This is a genomic window from Planctobacterium sp. R6 (assembly GCF_055755215.1).
Map to the genome: position 1 here is coordinate 1 of NZ_JBVTQY010000019.1, position 21158 is coordinate 21158.

Here is a 21158-nt window from a genome sequence, read left to right on the forward strand (position 1 = left end):
GAATCTGAGCGCAAACTAATCTGACGAGACACCTAACCAAAAACTGGTATTCGTCAGATCAGATGCCGACTTCTACATTTTACTTCCTAACTACCTAGATAAGCATAGGTTATCTTCAAACGTTCATGACCTAACTCTTGGCTAATTTGCTCACGGACTTTGGTATCGTGCTCATAATCAGTGGGCGATAGCTCTCTTCTATGCGGGCCGCCGTCGGCAGGGCATTTCCAACCTGTAAGCTCTAAATAACGCTCCCTTGCGTAATGATGACGCAGTCCGTGATTTTTATTTAATCCAACTCGAATTGTTTCGCGGTCGTACTGTTCCATTTGTGACTTATAGTTTTTGTCAGGTTCGATAAGTGCGCCTTTAGTAACAGCGGCAATATCACGAATAAGTTGTCGTTGAGATTCTTTTAAGATCGGAATTTTGCGGTATTTGCCACCCTTAGCCCATGAACCTTTTATTTGTAGAGTGTTAGCGTCTACCAAAGCATAAGATAAGCTGAATTTCATGCACTCCTCTTTTCTAAGCCCAAACTCTTGCTGCAAACGCAGGGAAAGCTTGATTAAGTCACTCTTGATCTTGGCATGCTTATCCATGTCTAACGTTTTTGACTTGCCAATGGGGTTGTTGCGAACTCTTGGAATGCCGTAATCATCATTGCTACGTGAACAGATATTAGGTTTACCTATTTTTTCGGCAATCCAACGCAGTGCGGCCATTCTGTTTTTTATTGTTTTTGGTGCTATACCTTCATCTTGCCAACGTGTAACAAGATGATTGATATGCTTGGTTTTAAGGCCGGACGGGTCTTTTAATCTATAACCATGCTTGAGTAGCTGCTTCGCGGCAAGGTTTAAAACTTTGCTACGGGTAGCTCGGGTGCTAAAGCTACTTTCGCGGTGTGTGTCGTTTACCATTTGGTGAAGACGATATCCTAATTGGCTCATTTCATGTTCCTCATAAATTTAAAAAGTAATTTTGAAAGTATTGAGAAAAACACCAAACCGAAGACCAGGGGGCGAAATGCCAAAAAAGGTAAGTTTTAAAGCCATATGAACGGTGCATAACCGAGCATATTGTCATAGGACATAAAGGCTAACTGGTCTAAAGCAACAAAGCTGAGCCGTGTGATTTCTGTTGAAATACAGCGCGAACTACTGTGGCTTATATATGTGTTGTTTATAGTAGGGTGGTCGTGTGACCCATAATGCTGCGAATGCAGCTTCTCAGGAACGTGTTGCGGGCAGTGAGAACGCCCTTTTTCTTGATGTTCATTTCGAGCTAGTTCATAAATAAAATTATCACAGTGATCAGAGATTGCAACACCTTTTTGACACGCTCAAATCTTCATCCCTCTTCTGGCCCTGTAATTTTTCAAGGCGGATGGGTGTCGAGGCATCATGAGCAGTGGCCTCGACGGGCGACTCTGCGAGTCGTCCCTACCTCTTTCGAGTAGGGACGACTCATTATTGATCCCCAAGCCTTTTAATGATTACTTTAAAGCTATTGCCATCTCGGTCATCAATAAACTCAATATCAGGATAAGCTCTAATTGCACGCTTTACTCCACTACCAAGCCCTCGATAAGGTAAAACTTTAGGGGCAAAAGACGCCAAAATTGGATTTCTAACATTAGAGTTGCCCATTTTAATGTTTTCTATCGTTAAATTATTGGGCAAGTGGCCGGGGCTTATGATTTCAATTCGATCGGCAAACACCAAAACCTTAATAGGTGCGGATACAAAGTAATCGCGATGAATAAGCGCGTTGGCAATAAGCTCTTCAAGCACTATTCGCGGAATTTCTGGTTCACCTACGGAGTTGATGCCTTGTTCATTCTGTACATAGCGAATATTAGCCAAAACAAAACCTAGTGCCTTCTGGAATACATCCGACAGTTTGCCGCTAAGATCCTGGCTGTCGATATAATGCTCATCTTCTATATCAACGCCTGGAAAGGCCACCGCTTTTACAATAAAAATTGGTAAGCGTATTTGTGGTCGTGACGCAAACAACAAAGTGCCGCAGATGTTGAGCTGCCCATTTTTTGCCAAGTTCATATTTTCAAGCAGTTGAACGCGAGGTACGTCTTGATCTTCAACTCGTTCGCCATATTCCCTCTCGAAAAAAGCATCAAAAAATTCTTGGTCTATATCTGCAACTGAACTTCCGCCTACAGGGATTTCATCAGCATGTATCAGTGCAGCTTCTTGAAACATTCTTTGGAGTTCTTCACGCGCCGTTACTCTGCGCTTATCGGACCCACTTTTAACCCAAACAAATCCTTGTGTGTCCATATACGGTTTGCTGATTCCTTGATCTACATGGACAACGATTACCAATCCATCTGGTAATTGGATGTTTTCTGTAACGGGGTTTATTGGTGGACGAACATTATTTGTCGCAGCGTTAGCTACAACTTGATTGATTCGGCCTATATCATCTCTAGTCAATCCAGACCGAGATCCATCTCCATTGTTTACGCCAATAAGGATTAGTCCTCCTGCACTGTTAGAAAATGCAACCATTTCTGCCCCCAAGGACGAGGCGTTATTCACATCTGCTTTAAACTGATGCCGGCTATCTTCATCACGTGCAATAATGGCTAAGAGTTCTTCGGTTTCCATGCTTCATATACCTGCTTACGTTTCTCGAAGGCTTCGGCACCTCCTTCCATAATACTAACAATGCGCTGCTGAACTTCAGCACAGTCAATGCTGCCCCTAACTAGTGCGATATGGTCATCTTGATACTCACAGGCAATCACCTGTTCAGCATCACCCAGCACCGGAATATTCGCGTTGTGTGTAGCGAAGATAAACTGGGTAGAAGGTTTAAGCTCTCTAATCAGCTTGATGACATCGTCATAGATGGTTTGGTTGTCCAAATCATCCTCAGGCTGATCGATAATCACCACGTCATTTTCCTGTTGACTTAAAACAAACAGCATCAATGCCGATGCCCGTTGTCCCAAAGAGTGGTGCGCCAATGCTTTGCCGTGATACTCGATGGTAAACACATTCGGCACTTGCCAAGTTAATAAGGCTTCCAGGTTGTCTTCAAAATACTGCCAGAAGGTATCAAAAGACCCGCCAAGCGTGCTTTTTAGCTTTTCAACATCTCGATAGACCGAAGCAAAATCATTGTACTCATCCACCACGCTTTGCAACGTTGCCTCTCGAATACGGCTCCCTCGAAACAAATCTTGTATGTGCTTAAGCATGGCAGCCTTATTCGCCTTAAATTGCGGAACAATTTTAAGTGGCGAATCAACCCGATTTATCTTGGTCAGCACCTGCTCAATAATTCGATATTCTTCAAGCCATAAATCGTTAAGTTGTGCTAACTCACGTTCCAACGATTGATTCAAATCCGCATATTGCTGCTCGCTTTTGGCTAAAACAGCTAACATCTGCTCCGATTGATCTAATAAGCTCTTTAGCTGCTTAAACTCCTGCGGGCTAATCGCTTGAGCACCTGCTTGCTTAAGTTCTGTAGCCAGTTTTCGCTCAATCTCAGCAAACTCTTCCTTAAGCGCCTGCTTTTGTTGTATGAAGCCTGACAACTTCTGTTGCAATTGGGCAATTGTGTTTTGGCCGCTGAGAACCGTTTGCTTGATGCCATCAAAGCCGGTAATCAACTTCTGATAGGCTGCAAAAAAATCATCAAAAAACGCCTGATTCTGTGCAGATTTATACAACGCCTGATTTTTCAGCTCATCCTCAAAGCTAGCTATAAAACTATTGAGTTCGGAAAGATAATGCTCGGCACCTTGAATGACTTGCTGTGCTTTTCGTTCATCCCGCTCAAAGTCAATTTGCTTTTGCAGCTTGGTTTCTACACCATGTTGCTGATAGAACTTGAGCTTAAATTCGGCATCTTGCTTTTTCTGCAACCATTCTTGCTTTTGCGTAGCGGCTCGGGTGAGGCGTTTAATCTGATTAATCGCATCAACCACCCGCTGACGACCCTGCTCTATTTTTTGCCTGACAGGAATCAGTGCTTCACCTAACAGCTTTTCAATTAAGTCTTTTTCAAAACCAGCGCCCGTGCTGGAAAGATCTTTCTGGCCAAAATAAATCGGCTGGTGCAACACCGTTTCACGCACAGAGACTCCAGGTTGCAGTTGGCCATTCACGTACACATCTGGACGCTCACCCAATATGCGACGAATTTGATAGGGCTGGCCACGACGGTCAATGGCATCGATCGTAATTTTTCCGCCACTACGTAGTAAATGCTTTACGAGACCTTCTTTGTATTCCACATCCGACGACTTAGCACCAAAAGGAATATTTAGCGCGTAGCGTACCCCCTCCAATACGGATGATTTGCCACTGCCTCGGATACCAATCAGGGAATTGAGCTCAGGTGAAAGGCAAATTTCCGTACCGCCCAAGGTGCCAGCACCCTCAAAGCGAATTTTCTGAATATACGAGTGCTTAAAGCTGGGCAGCGCAGCACGGACTCTGGAGGCTTTATCGCGCAGCGCAAACTTGACCGCCTCAAAGCTAAATGAGCCAAGCTTTAGGTAACTGGCTTCTTTACGAGCTGTCATATCCGCGAGATTCTTAGCGTCGCAACCTTCTACTTCAGCCGGATATAAATTACTTAACGCCTGCTGGATTTTTGCTCGCTCATCGCGGGTGCGCACTTTCTGAAAAGCCAAGGCTCTGCGTCGCACTGCCGCGTTATCAAATAGCTCTTTTATCCGCCCTGGAGTAAGACCGCCCCATAAGCCGTTTGGAGCTTCAACATGAGCAAAAATGATAAAATAATCTTTGTGAAACTTATCCAGCTCACGAACCGTTTCGACAATATCGTGATTCGAGCGCGCATTTTCATCTTCAAAGTTCGAGATGCCAGCAAAGGTTAGACTGAGAAAGGACTGAATGTGGTTCGTTTGTTCTTTGTTGCTAAACCACTCATCCGAAAATACCACTAAGGTATGCACACCGGACTGACCATCCTTGATGGATAGCTCAATGCCCGGCAACAAACCTATGCCTGTTTTTTTGGCTTTTTTGCGCAGCGCCTTAAATTCATTTATATCAAATTTATTGTGGTTGGTGATAACCCCAAGACCAATACCAGCATTAGCTAATGCCGCGACATACTGGTTTGCAAAGTCGTTATCTTCACCACTATAGGTAAACTCTTTATCGGCGCGAGTATGGAGGTGGAAGTCTGCTTTTAACCATTGGCTACCATACGAAAAAATAGAGTTATTCATTTACAACCTACCTTATTTAAAGGTGTTTTTTTTATCATTGTGTTTATTTGTGCCGGCATAGCGCTCTTCTTTATATATTTGAAACTGTGTAATGTACGCAATCAGGCTCAACTCAACTTTTTATGCATGATTTATTATTCATTAACTTTTACTTGCTCAAAAAGCTCGTGAAGCTCACAGTCAAATAAAACGCAAAGCTTATCTATTGCTATAAGATCTACCTTCTGAGCCGTTTCACGATAAAGTAATGTAATTGTATTTCTACTTAAACCAGTTTCTCTGGCAACATCAGCTATTCGCATTTTTCGCTCACCCATGAGTCTTGCGAGGTGACACTTGATCACTGTTTGCTCCAAACAAATATGTTTACTTTCACCAGAATAACACTCAGCACTTAAGAAGCAATTTTTTAAGTTGAAATAACAAAATTACACATTAACCCCTAAACCACTTCGTTCAAATCCTGTAAAGCCATAAATCGGAACCCCGCAAGCGGGGCCCCCTTGCTACGCAACCCTTCGGGCGATTTCTAGCTTGACTGGCTTTTCTCTGCGTAGTCTGTGTTGGCCATGAGGTATGGCGCGCCTTTAGGCGGCAAGCGCCTAAAACTTACCAACCTCATAGCAAAAGGGGCTTCTATGAAATCTATGGACTTTATAAACAGGGCTAAAAAAGTAGAATTTGCTAATATAGCAAGGTCGGCAAAACCGATTGAACGTACCACTCTTAAACACGTTCGGGCTAGCGATAAATGTTACCTGGTTAAAGCAGGCAGTAAATTACAATTCTGGATCATTCGTGATGATTGCTTGTTATCTGTGAATGTTTCTCTGCACTCACCATTTTGTGTTTGTACCGACGCTGATAGTTAGTTATGTTTCCCATATCCCAACTTTCCCAGTTAGAAATTGAGCATTTTTTTAATTTTTTTCATAAATTTTTTCGATTTCTTTATGGTGAGTACACTGGTGAGTAAGAGGACTTAAAAACGGGTCAAAAGCACCTTGCAGGCCTTGATATCACTGAAACAGTGAAATTTAAAACGATAAACAAATTCATAACCATCCATCAGGTGAGCCAAAGCCAAGTCAGCAAGATTTTCATTTACGGAACAAATTAAATAAGCCGCAAAGATGTTCAGTATCGATGTGCTTGACCATGTTGTTATTGGATATGAGCGTTTTGAAAGAGCTGTCAGAGATTAAGCCCTGTTAAAATCAGGGTTTCAACCAAATTCATAGTTACCAAAAAATTACACGAATTTCGTTACCAGGGGCGATCCCCAATCAAACGTGGCTACTTATTAAAATGAAATTTAGGGAAAATAGAGGTGTTGGCTATTTATCTGGTAAAACAGAAAATAGTGAGAAGTTATTCACCATCTAGCCCACGTATTTAGTGGAGATGGTGGCCCCACCTGGACTCGAACCAGGGACCTAACGATTATGAGTCGTGCGCTCTAACCAACTGAGCTATAGGGCCATTTTCTTCTTTGTCGCACTAGTGTGCGTTGTAACCATCCATGGTGAGCCATTCCAGCTCAGACTTCCTGTCTTCGCGTAAATTTCTCTCGACGTGATGTTAAATCACCTCTCGTCCTCTTCGAGGACCGAAATTTACCCAACTGAGCTATAGGGCCATTTCTGAATCGCTTATTGAGTGGGAGTGGTTCCCGTTAAGCGCTGCGCAGTATAGCAGTTTTATTTTTGTTGTCATTAGTTTGTCAACAAGTTGCTGCCAACTGCGCATTTTTACGGCAATTTAGCCGATTTTAATATTGAGCCTTCTGCTTAACATTATCAGTGTTCCGCCAATTAGGTACCACACAGGTAAACTGCCACCACCACCAGAAGATGAGGGCGGAGGTGTTGCCGGAGGTGGCGTGGTGGTTTGCGTCGCCTCTACTGATAAGGTGATTTGTTGGCTGCTTTGCACCGCAAAATCATCACTGGCGGTTACCTGAAGTTGTACTTCTTCCGCCGGCATGGTGAAAAATACATTTTGAGTGTCACTGTCGTTGAGTGTCACTGTGGGGCCGGAAATTTGTGTCCATTGCCACACCAGCACGTCACCTTCTGGGTCCACGCCATCGGCGCTGAGTTCAACTAACGCGCCCTGTTCGAAACTCAACGCTGACAATTCGTTGACCACCGGCGGCAAATTGCTGTCGTCATCGCGAATAACAATAGTGATACTGCCATTACTCCCAATAAAATCCTCATTATCTGCACTGAGTTGTAGCACATAATTTTCAGTTGTTTCTGTGTCTTCGTCGTTTACGATTTGAAACTCAATACTTTTACTTCCGGCTTCACCATCGGCCCAGGTCAGGCTGCCGGACGTTAGTTCCAAATCACTTTGTGTACTGTTGGTGAGAGCGTAGTCTACGGTAATACTTTGCTCGCTACCGTTTAATCGGTTTAGTGTGACCTGTCCGCTGCCCTGAGTTTCCAAAACTGTCAGGGTGTCACCAGAGAAGCTGATATTGCCGTAGTTGATAACCCCGGGTATTCTGATTTCACTCAGATAGGTATCACCCAAAGTGGCACCATTGGTGGGGTTCATCAGACGCAGGAACAGGCTTTCACCGGGTTCGCTGGTGTTTTCGTCATCGAGTGCGCTGATGCGAATGGTGCGACTGTCGTTTTCACCTTCGGCCCAGTTTAGGTCGTCCATATCAATCTGATAATCATTGCTGGTAGTAGTACCGGCAATTAATTCAACACTGACACTGGCAGCGCCGACAAAGTCTTTGTTAACCTGAATTTCGATACTGTTGCCTTCTTCTACTGTCACTTTACTGGTACTAAAGCTGAAACCGCCGCTGCGGGTTTGGTCCCGTAATACGTACAAGCCGCTGTTAATGTCACTAACCAAAATGAGGCCGCTTGGCAGGTAGGGGTATACGCCCCAGGCGCCGTTAAATGTGCTGCCATCTGAAATGGGGTAAGTATCAAAAAAACCGACGGTTTGCGGGTTTGTGGCATCGGTGATGTCTAAGATGGTTAAGCCACGTTCGTAATTAGACATGTAATACCGATTACCGCGCACAAAGCCGTTGTGATCGATTGCTTTGGTGGTACCTGTCCAGGTGCCAACTCGTACCGGGTTACTTAAGTCTGTGATGTCGAATACATACAGGGTTGAATTCAGGCCGCGGTTGCGTTCGTCCAGTTCATCGTGAACAAAGATATAGTTGCGATTTTCGCTCCACCAACCTGAATGCACATAACTGGCTGTGTCGTAGGTGGTGGTGGCCAGTTGTCTGGCATCATTGAGGTTGGTGTGATCCCATAAACGAAACTCCGCCTCGTTAAAATCCAACATCAGGGTACAACCGTATTGGTTGGCATTAATACATTGGGCCTGGCGTTCGTCGGTGATGTTTACTGATGAAGCGTCATGGGTATACAGCAATGCGTTCGCCATGGTTGGGGTGTATGCCGCCTGAGGCTGTGTTGGCTGCTGTAATGAATAGGTGCGCATCGCACCATTGTAATTGGGCTGACCAAGGATATGTAAGCCAGGGCTGTTGTTGAGGCCGATATTTAAGGTGTAATCCACATTACTGATATACACATTATGCGCACGGGTGTCAGTATTGGTGGTGTTGGCAACGGTCAGGCTACTGGGCAGGTCATTTAAATCTAAAATGGTCAGGCCTTCGGTGGCATTGTCTGCCGTCAGGTAGGCATAGGCCTGCCATAACCCCCGATCTGAATCGAAGTATTGGTACACCTTGACGTCGCGCCAGGTCGTGGCTTGTTGGGTAATTTTACCCACGACTTCGGGATTCTCAGGGTCGGCCAGGTTGACCACTGATACACCGTTGCGCAATCCAATGATGGCATACTCACGACCGGTATTGAGATCCACATGACCCCAGATGTCATTTGCGGCAGTATCTGGAAATTCTGACAAGGGTACATGGCTTACCAGGTCCACGTTGTTGCAGGCAAACTGATCGGCAGTGCCGTTTTCACAGGTCAGGCTTTGTTGCCTTTGTGCCAACGCTGCGAGTTGTCCGTTGGCTTTTTGTAACGCGCCGGAAAATTGCTCTGATTTGCTATCCGCAATTACCTGAAAGCCTTTTTTCTGTGCCAACGCCCGATACTCAGGCGGGACACCAAGCAGTGTGGTTTGGTTTTTGTCAGGGGCGTGTACCTGGTAATGATCGGTGGTACTGTAACCGGCAAAGACCGGGTTGATTAGGTCATCCAGATGCAATAAATCAGCCGGCGACGTTACCTGATAGCTGCCTTGCGCCACCAGAATTTTGTCGCCCTTTTTGGCCTGAAGTTGAGCATAAGCAATGCTTTGACAAGGACGAAAGCGATTGGCGCAATCGCCGCTGTCTTTACCAGACTGAGCCACAAATCGGGCTTTGTCGTGTTCAGAGTGGGCTATTGCAGAAGGGGGCACCAGACTAGTGGCGAAAAATCCAGCGACAACCCCGGTGACAACCAAAGTACGCAAGTTTACTCTGTACCTCCAGCGTCGCTGCGTCTTAGTGAATGCCGGTAAATAGGTGAATGTTGTCATAACTTTACTGTCCTTCTGAGTGCGTTAACCGCAACTGAATACCAGTCTCGTACCAAAGGCTGTGCAGTCTTACCTATGGTCTATATACTGTTCGAGTTTGTGTTAGGCTGTGGGCCGCCATCAATGCGTGTTTCGCACACCTTGTATTACTTTAAGATAGTCAATTTATCAGGAATGTCAGTGAAGGAAAAACTTTTCGCAGCAGTCATGGTTAGTTTATTACTAATGGTTTCTGCCTGTAATCGTAAACAAGACAACACACAATTGCAGGTCGCTTTGTGGTATCAGGGAGCGCAGGTTAACTGTCAGGCTATACTAATAGATAGCAACCCTTGGCAACTGGATACACTGGCATTTTACCTCAGTGATGCGAAGCTCGTCTCTGCTCAAAGCAGCTATCCGGTCAGGTTTTACAGTGACGTACCCGAGTTACAACTGATCCGATTAGATTCACACAACTGCCTGGGGCAGGTGACGTTGCGAACAGAAAAACCCTTCTCCTTCGGGGATTATCTGGCTTTTACTTTGGGCGTGCCGTTTGATGTGAATCATCGCAACCCGGTAACCCAACCTATGCCGCTGAATATCCCGGACATGTTCTGGACCTGGCGCAATGGCTACAAGTTCCTGCGCCTGGACATGCACACCGAAGGTGATAACTGGGCGTATCATTTGGGCAGTGTTGGTTGCCTCTCTGACAGTGCCGTACGCGCGCCAAAATCCGCATGTGCGCGACCTAATCGTCATCAGTTCCACCTGACAATTCCCGACGCAGAGTCATGGACATTGGTGCTGCACCTGGACAGGCTGATTGCAGATATGAGTCTTTCACAACAGAACCGCTGCGTAATGCATGGCGAGACTGAGCCGCTATGCGAGCATTTGTATCGCAATCTGAGTGCAGCAAGTCCGTCGATATTCAGTTTGGAACCGGTGCAGTGAGCTTAGGCCGGGTAATATTATTAATTTTTTTGTTTTGCTGTCTGACTGCATGCCAGAAAGCACCGACACCCTGGCAGTGGCAGATACCTGACGGGTTTCCCAGGCCGCAGGTGCCTGACGATAATCCGATGACTGCGGAAAAGGTTGAACTGGGCAGGCAACTCTTCTATGACCGCAATTTATCCGCTAATCAGGTGCAGTCCTGTGGCAATTGTCACCAGCAGCAGTTTGCGTTCAGCGAACCATTGCCTCATTCCAGTGGCAGCACCGGGCAAAAGGTACGACGCAACAGCATGCCTTTGGTTAACGTTGCCTATAATAGTCATTTAACCTGGGCCCACAGTGAGTTGACCACTTTGGAGGCACAAATTCTGATCCCCATGTTTGGCGAAGAGCCAATTGAACTGGGAATTACTGGCCATGAAAATAACGTATTAGCCCGATTTGACAATGATAAATATCGACCACTGTTTGCCGCGGCTTTTCCGGGAGAATCCCTCAGTTTCGAGCTAATTGTTAAAGCCTTAGCCAGCTTTGTGCGCAGTCTGACGTCATTTAATTCCGCCTTTGATCGCTACGCCTACTATGGCGAAGATGACGCCCTGAGCGAATCCGCTTTACGCGGGATGGAGTTGTTTTTTTCTGAACGCCTGGAGTGTCATCACTGTCATGGCGGTTTTAATTTTAGTCAGGCCAGTAAACACGCCGGACAGGCATTTGATGTAACGGCGTTTCACAATACCGGTTTGTATAATGAAGATGGCGCGGGTGCCTATCCTTCCTCTGATATGGGCTTGCTGGAGATCAGCCTTAAACCGGAACATATGGGACAATTCAGAGCACCGACGCTGCGCAATGTCGCGGTGTCAGCACCTTATATGCACGACGGCAGTGTTGCAACCTTGCAAGAGGTGATTGCGATTTATGCTGCTGGCGGCAGAGGCGAGGGCATAAACAACCCGTTGAAAAGCCCGTTTATGCACGGATTTATGCTCAATACCCAAGACTCGCAAGATTTACTGGCGTTTTTACACAGTTTAACCGACGAGGATTTTTTAACCAATCGACAGCACGCTGATCCCGGTGCAGAACCATGATTTCAGTCAGCCTTTAAACTGGCTTTCTACCCGAAAGTGTTGATCAATAGTGACATAAGGTGCGCCGGTTTCGGCGATCCATTTTTTGCCTTCTTCCTCACCTTTTAACATGGTGATGGTGGCAAGAGTACCGGCCACAATGCATTGTTCTGCCCAGACACTAACCCCGGAAAGACCGTCCACCGGCCAACCTGTGATCGGATTAATGATGTGACTGTACTTTTTATCGTTCAGCACAAAACAGCGGGCGTAATCACCACTACTGGCAAGACCACCGGAGTGCAGCGCAATTTTCGCAACAGGTTCTCCTGGGATTGCCGGATGGCTGATCCCAATTTCCCAGGGTTTGCCATCAGGGTGCGGACCGGCTGCAGCGATATCGCCGGCCAGATCTACCAGTCCGTGACGAATCCCCACTTCGCCAATAAAGTTAGCCAGTACGTCTGCAGCGTACTCTTTTACGATACCGCCAAAGTCCAGTTCCATGCCGGCAACGGGTAAGCGAAAGGCCGTTTGCTCCATTGGTAGCTTTGCAAAACCGATTTTATCCAGGGTGCGGTTTATGTCTTCCTGAGAGGGGATTTGGGGATTTTTGAAATCCCAGATTTGGCGCAACACGCCTGAGGTAATATCAAACAATCCGTTGCTTTCCCGGTGAGCAATGGTGGCGTATTGCATCAGTATCCAGGTTTCAGTGTCTAATTCAAAAAGCTGCTCACTGCCAGCCGCCTTATTGATTTTGCTAATCAGGCTATCTGGTTGGTAGCGAGAATATTTTGCTTCCAGTCGGGCCATTTCTTCTACACAGGCGTTTTTGGCCTGGTTGAATTGTTGCTCTGAATCGCAATAAAAACTGAGTGCGCAGGGGGAGCCCATAGCCTTAAACTGAAAGTCAAATAAATCCATATAATCTAAAACGTAAAATCGACACCAACGCTGATCAGGGTGAAATCCAGCAGAGCAGGGTGTTCACTGTCAGCATCTGCTAAAAAGTGACCGCCACCGCTGGTGTATTTCTCACCACTGAGCATAAGTGCCCAATTTTCAAAAGCCTTTGTTATTTTTAAACCATAGGTTACTGCACCGTATTCTGACAGTCTATAGTCGGTAGAGTAATTTCCGTCGGCTCTGACTTCAGTGTGAAAGGTTTCATAAAAAAAGGCGGCTGACTGTTCATAAAGTCGAACTGACGGCACAATTTGAATGCCATAGTCCCAATTTTGGTACCAGGCTAAATCCAGCGTGTTTGAGCGAATATCCCAGTCATCGTCGTAGAAACGGTAATCCACATGGAGGGCCGCATTAACATCATCAAAAAAGTAGCGGTTTTGCACCGCCAGGGTTCGGGATATACGTTTGTCCGGTCGGGCATCGCCAATCAGCGCCCCTTCCACAAAGACCTGTTTGTACGGATCGGACAGATAACCGCTTTTGCGCGATAATCCAAGCGCAATTTTTAACAGCCACTGCTTGTTCATGATTCTGGCATAGCTTGCCAGGTAGGAGTTGCTGTGTTTGCTTTGTTCTGATGCCGGTCGGGTTCGGTAAATCTCGGCATCTACCGGGTTAATATCGTCGTTGCTGACATCCGCAGAAAATGCCCAGGTCGTTAGCCGATCGTCAGATTCTTTTGCATAGCCAACCGAAAAACTTTGGCTTTCATAGTCATCTTCAGAAGAACGCGCTGCGCCAAGGGTCAGTACATCTCTGTCCAGGGCTATCTTAAGAGACGCAGACAGATCTCTGCGGGTATCTTCGATAGACGCGCCACTCATGACTTGTTTGGGCGCTTCTCCTGGTAACTGAAAGGTATACCAGGGCGAAGCGCCAGACATTTTCTCGTGTTGAAAATCCACATTCAGTTGGGTGTTATCGCTAAGCGGTGCCACCAGACGAAATTGATTCACTTCGATGTCGTAGCGTTCGTATTGCTGGTTTAAGACGCTTTCCACCGGGACTGCAGATTCCTGGTAATTATAGTGGCGCATACCGAGTTGAAAATCCTGAGTAATTTGCTGGGCCTTTGCCTGCAAGGCAGGCAGGCAGGCCGCCGCAGCGGACAAAGCCAATAATGCATTGTTGTTCATGCTTGTTATCTCATCTGTTTAATTGCAGCCACAGCCACCACCGCTGTTGGTTGCGCCGCCGGAAGAGGCTTCTTTGCTGAAATAAACATGGCGATGAAATGCAGCCTGCATGGCGTCTGGTTCAAAAGCCATTTCATTTTTCGCAAATCGCCCTTTTTCCCAGGGTTCTACCGTGGTGACACAGGCCGAACAGAGAAAGCATAAGATTACGCAGAGGATTTTCTTCATGGTGTTCCTATCAGGTGCTCGATTTGTTGGATTTTTTTCTGTTTTTTGCGCTCATTAAAACCAATGTGCCGGCCTCGTATGATGCCATCTTTATCAATGACGAAGGCAACGGGCAATCCGGGTAATTTTAAGCTTTCAGCAAGTTGTTTTTCGGGATCGGTATAGATAGCGAAATCAGCGGGTATTTCGGCTAAAAATCGTTTTGCGTCATCGGCAAACTCGTCCATATTGATGGCGACAACTTTAAAGTCTTCGGTGGCGTATTTTTTTTGCAATTCATTCATAAACGGGAAGGACTTTTTGCAGGGTTTGCACCAGGACGCCCAGAAATCCAGATAGACAACCTGGCCTTTCAGTTGCGCGGTAGAAATTTGTTGGCCGGTTGCAAAATCGATTAAGGTTACTTCCGGCAAGGGCGATTCAGCATGGGCCTGACAGGCCGCCAGGTAAAATAAGGCTGCACTACACAGTTGACAACAAGCCGATAAAATTCGTTTCAAAACAATACTCCGTTATTTACTTAATCGCGGTTCAGGGGTGACTTTCAGTGCGCTGCGGCATGGGATTGCCTTTTTTCTGTTTGCCCTGGTCGCGCCATACCCAGGGCGGCACCCTCAAGGCATGCGCTTGTGACCATAACCCTTTTGCAGAATTCATCGCGTCACTCTGCGCTTCACTATAGGCTAACTGTAGCTCATAAGGCATTGGTTTGGGAGGAAGCCAGGCAAATCCCGTTTTAATCATGGCAAGGTTGATATTTTCGCCATCTACGATGATTTCGCCTGCCTCAGAAATGTGCATGTATTTGTCATAGACTTTTGAATGCAGGAACATTTTGGCTTCCCGGCCGTAAGGTTGTTCTCTTTCCGGAGCATCAATAAACTGCAGTTCTAAAGATTCAGTTGCGCCTGATGCGTGCTGCACCAGCAGCGTGTCACCATCAACAACCTGAATCACTTTACTGCCAGATACTGAAACAGGGTTGCAGGCAAAGAGGCAGGCCTGAAGTGCTAAATACCATGAAAATTTGTAAAATCCTGTCATGATGTCGGGTCTGTGTGCATTGAACACAATAACTTTAGCCTTGCAAATTGTGCGGGACAACATTATTGCCACCGTTTGGTGACTGGTTCACAAAATGCTTTATTGCCACAATGGTGAAAATTCCAACAAACTTTCAGCAAAAGCCTTAAATAAGTTGCGTTTTGAAGCACTTGCAGCTAAATAATAAGTGTTAAACCTTAATTATTCTGTTATCTTTTTTAGAGTTATTTTGTTGACTACAGACTGATATAAACGACAGAGCCTTAGAATTGGAGTAGACAATGACCGAAAGGCCTTACCTTGTAAGTGGTAGAAACACCATAATTCATAAAGTCCGCAAATTGGACTTAATTATTACCAATGGCGAAGAGCAGCCGCCAATCATCGTCACTCATAAAGGTGTGAAAAAATACACCGGACGCGTGCCTGAAAACAAGCGTGAAGCCAAAATGATGGACGCCGAATTGGTGGATCTTACTTTGGGTGAATTGTTTGGTGACGAAAAAACGTTGCTGTTCGTGCAAACCATTAACGGCAAAGAATACAAAGTGGATTACAGCAAGTCTGATACGCCACTGTTTGTTAAAATTCATCAGGACAGCGTGATTTAATCTATCGCCTCTCAGTCCAGATACCCGTTTGAAACCCCTGACAAAGGGGTTTTTTATTGCCTGCAAGTTACTACTGAATGGTGTTTACCCATTGCTTCGGGCATTCGCTGGCAAATCCTTTGATGTATTTGTTTTTACCTTTGAGTTGCCGCGCTTTGCTTTGGTCAAAGATGTTTAAGCGGCAGATATCAATAGGGGTCACTTCGGAGGCATTGACCGTCGGTACAATCGTGGCTCGTTGCAGCGCCTCTGCTATCAGTTCAGAGCAAAAGAACTGGCTGAAATCTTCCCGGTTGTGCCCGATTGCCACCAGAGGACCAAACAAACGCGGAATATCAAAGGCAGACAGCAAAGCCTGTTTAACATCATAAGGTTTAAATATTTGCGTATGTAAAAATCGATACCAGTGACTTTGTTTCAGAATTAACTTGTCTCTGGCAGCCTGATTCAATGGAAACCACCACACTTCGCCCGGGTAATATTCAATACGCTCACATAACTTATTGACCATGACCCCGGATTGACCATTCAGACGGGCGGCTTCAATGATGTTCTGCACAGTTGGACGGCCTGAATGATGCAGATTTTCGACATCCAATACCATGGCCACATGAGTAATGCTGGAGCGGGTAGCCAGTTTTACAATTCTGCTGAATTCACTTTTACCACTAAAGGCGATTAAATCTCCTGGCTGGATAAATTGTTTTATCTCCTGGTAATTACGCCGTTTAAGTTGCATTGTGGTAAAAATACTTCATTTGGTTATTTATTGGGGCGTTACGATAAACAACCTGTTATTCGCGGTCAATTATCTTAATTTTCCGGTACTTTAACGATCTGTCTTATGCTCCCGCAAAACATCGAAATTTTACTGATAAGCCATCATGGTCTGCCTAAGCTGAGAACAGAGTTAAACCTGAGTTTGACTTATCGCAGAACAACAAGTGAGGGTATCATGAAAAAATTAATATTAACCGCAATTGCAGCCACTTCCGTGATGATTTCCGGTGCAAGCTTTGCCGGGGATAAACTGGTGGAATACAAACTGGAGAATCTTTGTAAGGCGGTAAAGTCGGATAATCGATTTGATTTGTACAAAGCGATTAAACGCAATAATTTGCAAGCGGATGAAGTGGTGGAGGGGTTAATGTGCAATGGTGAAGATCCTATCACTTTTGCAAAATTAAACGGTGCGGAAAAAACGGCTAATCTGCTGATTGAACGCTCCGGATTTAATGGCAAAACCGTTATTATTGAAGATTTGGCAAAGAACTAAGTGGCTGGATGTAACAATCTGTAATTAAATTACATTTTATCAGCTATTTTTGTTGTTTCATCTCAGATTGATATTTTTGTCATATTTAATCAGTAGAATTATTTTTGTTGGGCGTAGTGACCCCAACTAAACAGTATTCAGTCTCGTAAGAGCGATACATGTTTTTATCCTGGACAAAATAGAGGGCACAGCCCTCTATTTTTTTATCTGTTTTATATACCTTGCCCGAAAATCTTTTTTATACCTTAATCTTTGGCGTTGCGCAGAACCGAGATTCCTTTGTTATGAGACGTTCGCGAAAGCACTGGCAATACTTCAGTTGAGTGCCTGATTTCGCTGCATTGTGCCAATCACTGTTTGAATAACTGTTAACTGGGATCGGTCGCAAAGATGTAACCATCCATAAACAGGATTCTGTTTTTTCACAGCTTGTAACATCCCACTTTTGCTACTCCGGTGCTTTTGTCTACGCTTGATCTGGGGGAACAAATTCGGAGTTTAGTTGCAGGGGCATACACTGATGCAAAAAGCGTGTTTAAAGGTTTTAATTGCTGATGACGAGTTGTTGGCAAGACAAGGGCTAATGAGTCGCCTTTCCGGTTTTTCCCAACTGGAAATTTTACCACTTTGTGAGAATGGCAATGACGCCTTAAACAGTATCCGACAGCATCGTCCTGATGCGGTTTTCCTGGATATCGAAATGCCGGGATTAACCGGTATCGATTTACTCAATAAGTTACTTCAGGAAAAGGTACAACTGCCTTATGTGGTGTTCACCACAGCCCATCAAAATTTTGCATTGGATGCCTTTAATTTTGAATCCTGTGATTATTTATTAAAGCCCGTTGATGTTGAGCGCCTGACCATTTGTATCCAGCGAATTGAGAAAACCATAGAACAACAAAAAGCTTTTGCGCTGCAGGAAAAACTACAACAATTATTAACCCGAAAAACCGGTAAAACCCTGGACGGTTTTATAGAAAACCTGGAAAACGAGCATCATTGTCATCTCAATGATTTGCAAAACTATATTTCCTTTAAATCCGGTACTGAATGGATAAAAGTTGCCTTACAGGATATCGACTGGATTGAGGCGGTAGGGGATTATATGTGTTTGCATATTAATGGTAAGCAGCAAATTATACGCAAAACCATGAAGCAACTGGAAAGTGAACTGGATTCTGCTCATTTCCCCAGAGTGAGCCGTTCGGCGATGGTTAATGCTACCAAAATTTGTAAGCTATCGCCGAATTCCAATGGGGAATATTATGCACATTTATCTTGTCAAACTGTGGTGAAAGTAACACGGAAGTACAAATACAAACTGGAGGAAATTCGCCGTAAAAAAGCGTCTTTCCATTAAAGATTCGCTACTAAAATGTCGGTTATCTGAGCAACCGGCATTTATCGCCTGAAAAACGAACAAATTGCAGGAATATATTCATATATTCGACTAAAGTCGCATGGTAGTCTGTTCGATAAGTCCATATAAGTCTTTGGGTATTCCCAAATAAGCTGCTATCTATATGTATAGTGTCAGTTTTTTATTTCACGCATCTGCCAACAGGGACACAAGAGAAAAATTATCGGTATGTTTTCAGTATTGATTTGTGATGATTCAATGGTTGCCCGTAAGCAAGCCGCCAAATGCTTGCCCGATGACTGGGAAGTGCAGATCCATTTCGCCAAACACGGTGGCGAAGCAATCGATGCGTTGAAAGAAGGCAAAGGCCAGTTGCTGCTGCTGGATCTGAATATGCCCATCATGGATGGCTATGAAACCCTCGAAAATATCATCAAAGAAGGTATAGATACCAAGGTTGTTGTGGTATCCGGTGATATTCAACCTGAGGCCCACGAACGGGTGAAGGCACTGGGAGCCTTAGATTTTATTGAAAAGCCGGTTAGCAAACCCGTTCTCAAAAAGATTTTGCTGGCCAATGGTGTACTGGAAGAAGTCAAAGAAGAAGTTAAAAACGAACCGGCAGTGGATGCCTTAGATCCGGATATTCGGGATTGTTATCAGGAAATTACCAATATAGCGATGGGGCAGGCGGGAGATCACCTGGCGAGAATACTAAACGTGTTTGTTCGGCTACCCATTCCCAATGTAAATCTGATTGAAGTGTCTGAGCTGCACATGATGTTGCAGGACATCGAGTTAAAAGATTCGGTTTCAGGCATATGCCAGGGGTTTGTGGGCCCGGGCATCAGCGGTGAGGCCCTGTTTATTTTAAGTGATTCCAGTTTTGGCGATGTTGCCAGAATTATGGGGATCAATGGCCAAGTCGATGATCAGGTGCAATTGGAATTGCTGATGGATGCCGCCAATATTTTGATCGGGACCTGTCTTAATGGGCTGGCGTCACAACTGGATTTGTATTTTAGTCAGGGACATCCGGTCGTTTTGGGCCAGCATCGCAGCATTTCGGAATTAATTTCCAGCAACAAATTGCGCTGGAAGCGCACGTTGGCAATAGAACTGAGTTATGGTTTGGAAGGGTATAATGTGCATTGCGACCTGGTACTGTTGCTGACAGAAGAATCCATGAAAGCCATGAATTACAAGCTTTCTCACCTCCTTGAAGATTGATGATGCAATGGAAGAATTAGACGATTTAGATGATTTAGCCGAATTCCATTGGATGATGGATATGCTGCAAACGGTGGACGTTGGTATCGTTGTTCTGGATACCCAATTCCAGATACGGGTGTGGAATGCTTTCATGGAGAGTCACAGCGGATTGTTGCCCAGTCAGGTACGGGATCGAAATTTGTTCCAGTTATTTCCTGAAATTGACCAGGCCTGGTTGCGCAATAAATGTCGTCCGGTGTTTGAGCTAAAAAATAGGGCGTTTATTACCTGGGAGCAACGTCCTTATATTTACAAGTTTCCTAATTATCGTCCAATAACGGGCACAGAAGACTTTATGTACCAGAATGTCACCTTGTCCCCCCTGACGGGTGCCACCGGAAAAGTAGACCATATGTGTATGATGATTTACGATGTCACCGATGTGGCAGCCAACAAAAAGCGCGCAGAAGCCGTGGAAGTTACGCTCAATGAGCTTAAGGAAAAGACCGGGCATCGCAGCAAGTAGTCACGCCCAACACAATGTCGCAGCGCGACTTAACCCTATTGTAAATGTGCGGTCACGCAATTTGACGTGATTTTTGTTGTGCTTGTCGGAATCGAAATGCAAATATGCCACTTATCTGTGAAAATAAAATGGTCGTGGTAGCGGTTTAGAACGGATGATTAGATTAGTAATTTTATTTCTGGGTGCAATAAGTTTGTCAGCACGTGCCGACCTCAAATGTGAGGTGGATCTCAATTATGGCATGGTGGTGACAGATAAGAGTATTCGCATTATTGACGAATCCCGAACTCTGTACCAAATCAACCATGATCATCAATTGATCGTGGCGGGGAACTGGATTGAGTTAAGCGAGTCACAAGCCGAAAAACTGAAAGAACTGGCAGACGGTATTCATTACTCTGTACCTAAAATGATTATATTGGCCACCGAAGGGGTGGATTTAGCTATTGAGACTGTGGAGCATGTGTATGTTGGCCTGGTGGGCACTGACCACAAGAGTTTTGATAAACTCACCTCGGCGCTGGACAGGGTAAAAGAAAAGGTTAAAAAGAAATTTATTCACAGCCATGGCAACTATTATATTGGTCCGGGGAGCCTGGAGAATGTGGATGATCTTGTCGATCAGGAACTGGAAGCGCAAATAGAAGAAGCCATTAATACCTCATTGGGCGGCGTATTGTCAGCTATTGGTGGGTTAACTCCTGGCAATGATGAGAAAATGGAGTTGCGCATGGAAGAATTGTCCCAGCGCCTGGAAGTGATGGGAAATGAAATAGAGCGCACCGTCGGTCCTAAAGCAGATAGCCTGCGCAAAAAGGCGCAGTGGTTCTGCAATAAAATGGGCTATCTTGATCGGGTGGAAAATGAGCTCAGAAAAGAAATATCCCAGCTCAGTAAGATTGACGTTATTGTGGTGGGCCAGGGGTAGTCGTTAGTCATCTGCGTGAATACTGCTGTACGACTTGTATGGATAAAATTATGGTCTATTCTT

The 21158-nt window shown here is 45.1% G+C and carries 20 protein-coding genes and 1 tRNA gene; 9 read left to right on the plus strand and 12 right to left on the minus strand.

The window, feature by feature from the left end:
• Positions 1-86: 86 nt before the first annotated feature.
• From AC0J20_RS12970 to AC0J20_RS12985, 4 genes are all read right to left on the minus strand, one after another.
• Complete coding sequence (locus AC0J20_RS12970; protein ID WP_473021976.1) at positions 87-953, minus strand: phage integrase N-terminal domain-containing protein; 867 nt, start codon at positions 951-953, stop codon at positions 87-89.
• A gap of 519 nt (positions 954-1472) precedes the next feature.
• Positions 1473-2633, minus strand: coding sequence for an RNA-binding domain-containing protein (locus tag AC0J20_RS12975; RefSeq protein ID WP_473021977.1), 1161 nt, complete (start codon positions 2631-2633; stop codon positions 1473-1475).
• Positions 2612-5239, minus strand: coding sequence for a TrlF family AAA-like ATPase (locus tag AC0J20_RS12980; RefSeq protein ID WP_473021978.1), 2628 nt, complete (start codon positions 5237-5239; stop codon positions 2612-2614). The genes AC0J20_RS12975 and AC0J20_RS12980 overlap by 22 nt, the downstream gene beginning before the upstream one ends.
• Before the next feature lie 134 nt (positions 5240-5373).
• Positions 5374-5583 carry a helix-turn-helix domain-containing protein gene (locus AC0J20_RS12985; RefSeq protein WP_473021979.1) on the minus strand — a complete coding sequence of 70 codons (210 nt, stop codon included), beginning with the start codon at positions 5581-5583 and terminating at the stop codon, positions 5374-5376.
• A 709-nt stretch (positions 5584-6292) separates the two neighbouring features.
• Here AC0J20_RS12985 and AC0J20_RS12990 point away from each other — a divergent pair.
• Positions 6293-6454, plus strand: a complete 162-nt coding sequence (locus tag AC0J20_RS12990) for a JAB domain-containing protein (RefSeq protein WP_473022034.1) — start codon at positions 6293-6295, stop codon at positions 6452-6454.
• A 190-nt stretch (positions 6455-6644) separates the two neighbouring features.
• Here the strand turns inward: AC0J20_RS12990 and AC0J20_RS12995 are convergent.
• Together AC0J20_RS12995 and AC0J20_RS13000 are read right to left on the minus strand one after the other, a co-directional pair.
• A tRNA-Ile gene (locus AC0J20_RS12995) sits at positions 6645-6721 on the minus strand.
• A gap of 279 nt (positions 6722-7000) precedes the next feature.
• Entirely contained in the window at positions 7001-9781 is a 2781-nt protein-coding gene (locus tag AC0J20_RS13000) for a choice-of-anchor B family protein (protein ID WP_473021980.1), read from the minus strand.
• Between the two features lie 180 nt (positions 9782-9961).
• On the opposite strand from AC0J20_RS13000, the gene AC0J20_RS13005 reads away from it, so the two are divergent.
• Complete coding sequence (locus AC0J20_RS13005) at positions 9962-10723, plus strand: MbnP family copper-binding protein (RefSeq protein ID WP_473021982.1); 762 nt, start codon at positions 9962-9964, stop codon at positions 10721-10723.
• On the plus strand, positions 10654-11820 hold the full coding sequence (locus AC0J20_RS13010) for a methanobactin export MATE transporter MbnM (protein WP_229527006.1): 1167 nt from the start codon (positions 10654-10656) through the stop codon (positions 11818-11820). The genes AC0J20_RS13005 and AC0J20_RS13010 overlap by 70 nt, the downstream gene beginning before the upstream one ends.
• Positions 11821-11826: 6 nt before the next feature.
• On the opposite strand, the gene AC0J20_RS13015 is transcribed toward AC0J20_RS13010, so the two are convergent.
• From AC0J20_RS13015 to AC0J20_RS13035, 5 genes are read right to left on the minus strand one after another with little or no spacing between them, the layout of a single operon-like run.
• Positions 11827-12726 carry an FAD:protein FMN transferase gene (locus AC0J20_RS13015; RefSeq protein ID WP_473021983.1) on the minus strand — a complete coding sequence of 300 codons (900 nt, stop codon included), beginning with the start codon at positions 12724-12726 and terminating at the stop codon, positions 11827-11829.
• 5 nt (positions 12727-12731) lie between these two features.
• Positions 12732-13907, minus strand: coding sequence for a DUF3570 domain-containing protein (locus tag AC0J20_RS13020; protein ID WP_473021984.1), 1176 nt, complete (start codon positions 13905-13907; stop codon positions 12732-12734).
• Positions 13908-13925: 18 nt separating this feature from the next.
• Entirely contained in the window at positions 13926-14135 is a 210-nt protein-coding gene (locus AC0J20_RS13025; RefSeq protein ID WP_473021985.1) for a DUF4266 domain-containing protein, read from the minus strand.
• Positions 14132-14635, minus strand: coding sequence for a TlpA family protein disulfide reductase (locus AC0J20_RS13030; protein WP_229527010.1), 504 nt, complete (start codon positions 14633-14635; stop codon positions 14132-14134). The genes AC0J20_RS13025 and AC0J20_RS13030 overlap by 4 nt, the downstream gene beginning before the upstream one ends.
• Positions 14636-14666: 31 nt before the next feature.
• Entirely contained in the window at positions 14667-15242 is a 576-nt protein-coding gene (locus AC0J20_RS13035) for a thermonuclease family protein (RefSeq protein ID WP_473021987.1), read from the minus strand.
• A gap of 218 nt (positions 15243-15460) precedes the next feature.
• Here AC0J20_RS13035 and AC0J20_RS13040 point away from each other — a divergent pair, with 218 nt between their 5' ends.
• Positions 15461-15790 (plus strand): hypothetical protein, encoded by a 330-nt coding sequence (locus tag AC0J20_RS13040; protein ID WP_338292961.1) that lies wholly within the window; start codon positions 15461-15463, stop codon positions 15788-15790.
• Between the two features lie 70 nt (positions 15791-15860).
• Here AC0J20_RS13040 and AC0J20_RS13045 read toward each other — a convergent pair whose 3' ends face one another.
• Positions 15861-16529 (minus strand): hypothetical protein, encoded by a 669-nt coding sequence (locus tag AC0J20_RS13045; RefSeq protein ID WP_473021988.1) that lies wholly within the window; start codon positions 16527-16529, stop codon positions 15861-15863.
• Between the two features lie 216 nt (positions 16530-16745).
• On the opposite strand from AC0J20_RS13045, the gene AC0J20_RS13050 reads away from it, so the two are divergent.
• The 5 genes from AC0J20_RS13050 to AC0J20_RS13070 all read left to right on the plus strand — a co-directional run bounded on the left by AC0J20_RS13050 (position 16746) and on the right by AC0J20_RS13070 (position 21095).
• Entirely contained in the window at positions 16746-17066 is a 321-nt protein-coding gene (locus tag AC0J20_RS13050) for a DUF3718 domain-containing protein (RefSeq protein WP_229527014.1), read from the plus strand.
• 520 nt (positions 17067-17586) lie between these two features.
• Complete coding sequence (locus AC0J20_RS13055) at positions 17587-18429, plus strand: LytR/AlgR family response regulator transcription factor (RefSeq protein WP_473021989.1); 843 nt, start codon at positions 17587-17589, stop codon at positions 18427-18429.
• A gap of 228 nt (positions 18430-18657) precedes the next feature.
• Positions 18658-19659: a response regulator gene (locus tag AC0J20_RS13060; protein WP_473021990.1), complete on the plus strand. Its 1002-nt coding sequence runs from the start codon at positions 18658-18660 to the stop codon at positions 19657-19659.
• Between the two features lie 7 nt (positions 19660-19666).
• Positions 19667-20167, plus strand: a complete 501-nt coding sequence (locus tag AC0J20_RS13065; RefSeq protein ID WP_473021991.1) for a PAS domain-containing protein — start codon at positions 19667-19669, stop codon at positions 20165-20167.
• A 154-nt stretch (positions 20168-20321) separates the two neighbouring features.
• Positions 20322-21095, plus strand: a complete 774-nt coding sequence (locus AC0J20_RS13070) for a YggN family protein (protein WP_473021992.1) — start codon at positions 20322-20324, stop codon at positions 21093-21095.
• The last annotated feature ends 63 nt before the right edge of the window (positions 21096-21158 follow it).

Coding starts and splice junctions, on each gene's coding strand:
- AC0J20_RS12970 (WP_473021976.1), bottom strand. CDS start 953: ATGAGCCAATTAGGATATCGTCTTCACCAAATGGTAAACGACACACAC.
- AC0J20_RS12975 (WP_473021977.1), bottom strand. CDS start 2,633: ATGGAAACCGAAGAACTCTTAGCCATTATTGCACGTGATGAAGATAGC.
- AC0J20_RS12980 (WP_473021978.1), bottom strand. CDS start 5,239: ATGAATAACTCTATTTTTTCGTATGGTAGCCAATGGTTAAAAGCAGAC.
- AC0J20_RS13000 (WP_473021980.1), bottom strand. CDS start 9,781: ATGACAACATTCACCTATTTACCGGCATTCACTAAGACGCAGCGACGC.
- AC0J20_RS13010 (WP_229527006.1), top strand. CDS start 10,654: ATGCGAGCATTTGTATCGCAATCTGAGTGCAGCAAGTCCGTCGATATT.
- AC0J20_RS13015 (WP_473021983.1), bottom strand. CDS start 12,726: ATGGATTTATTTGACTTTCAGTTTAAGGCTATGGGCTCCCCCTGCGCA.
- AC0J20_RS13020 (WP_473021984.1), bottom strand. CDS start 13,907: ATGAACAACAATGCATTATTGGCTTTGTCCGCTGCGGCGGCCTGCCTG.
- AC0J20_RS13025 (WP_473021985.1), bottom strand. CDS start 14,135: ATGAAGAAAATCCTCTGCGTAATCTTATGCTTTCTCTGTTCGGCCTGT.
- AC0J20_RS13035 (WP_473021987.1), bottom strand. CDS start 15,242: ATGTTGTCCCGCACAATTTGCAAGGCTAAAGTTATTGTGTTCAATGCA.
- AC0J20_RS13040 (WP_338292961.1), top strand. CDS start 15,461: ATGACCGAAAGGCCTTACCTTGTAAGTGGTAGAAACACCATAATTCAT.
- AC0J20_RS13045 (WP_473021988.1), bottom strand. CDS start 16,529: ATGCAACTTAAACGGCGTAATTACCAGGAGATAAAACAATTTATCCAG.
- AC0J20_RS13050 (WP_229527014.1), top strand. CDS start 16,746: ATGAAAAAATTAATATTAACCGCAATTGCAGCCACTTCCGTGATGATT.
- AC0J20_RS13055 (WP_473021989.1), top strand. CDS start 17,587: ATGCAAAAAGCGTGTTTAAAGGTTTTAATTGCTGATGACGAGTTGTTG.
- AC0J20_RS13060 (WP_473021990.1), top strand. CDS start 18,658: ATGTTTTCAGTATTGATTTGTGATGATTCAATGGTTGCCCGTAAGCAA.
- AC0J20_RS13065 (WP_473021991.1), top strand. CDS start 19,667: ATGGAAGAATTAGACGATTTAGATGATTTAGCCGAATTCCATTGGATG.
- AC0J20_RS13070 (WP_473021992.1), top strand. CDS start 20,322: ATGATTAGATTAGTAATTTTATTTCTGGGTGCAATAAGTTTGTCAGCA.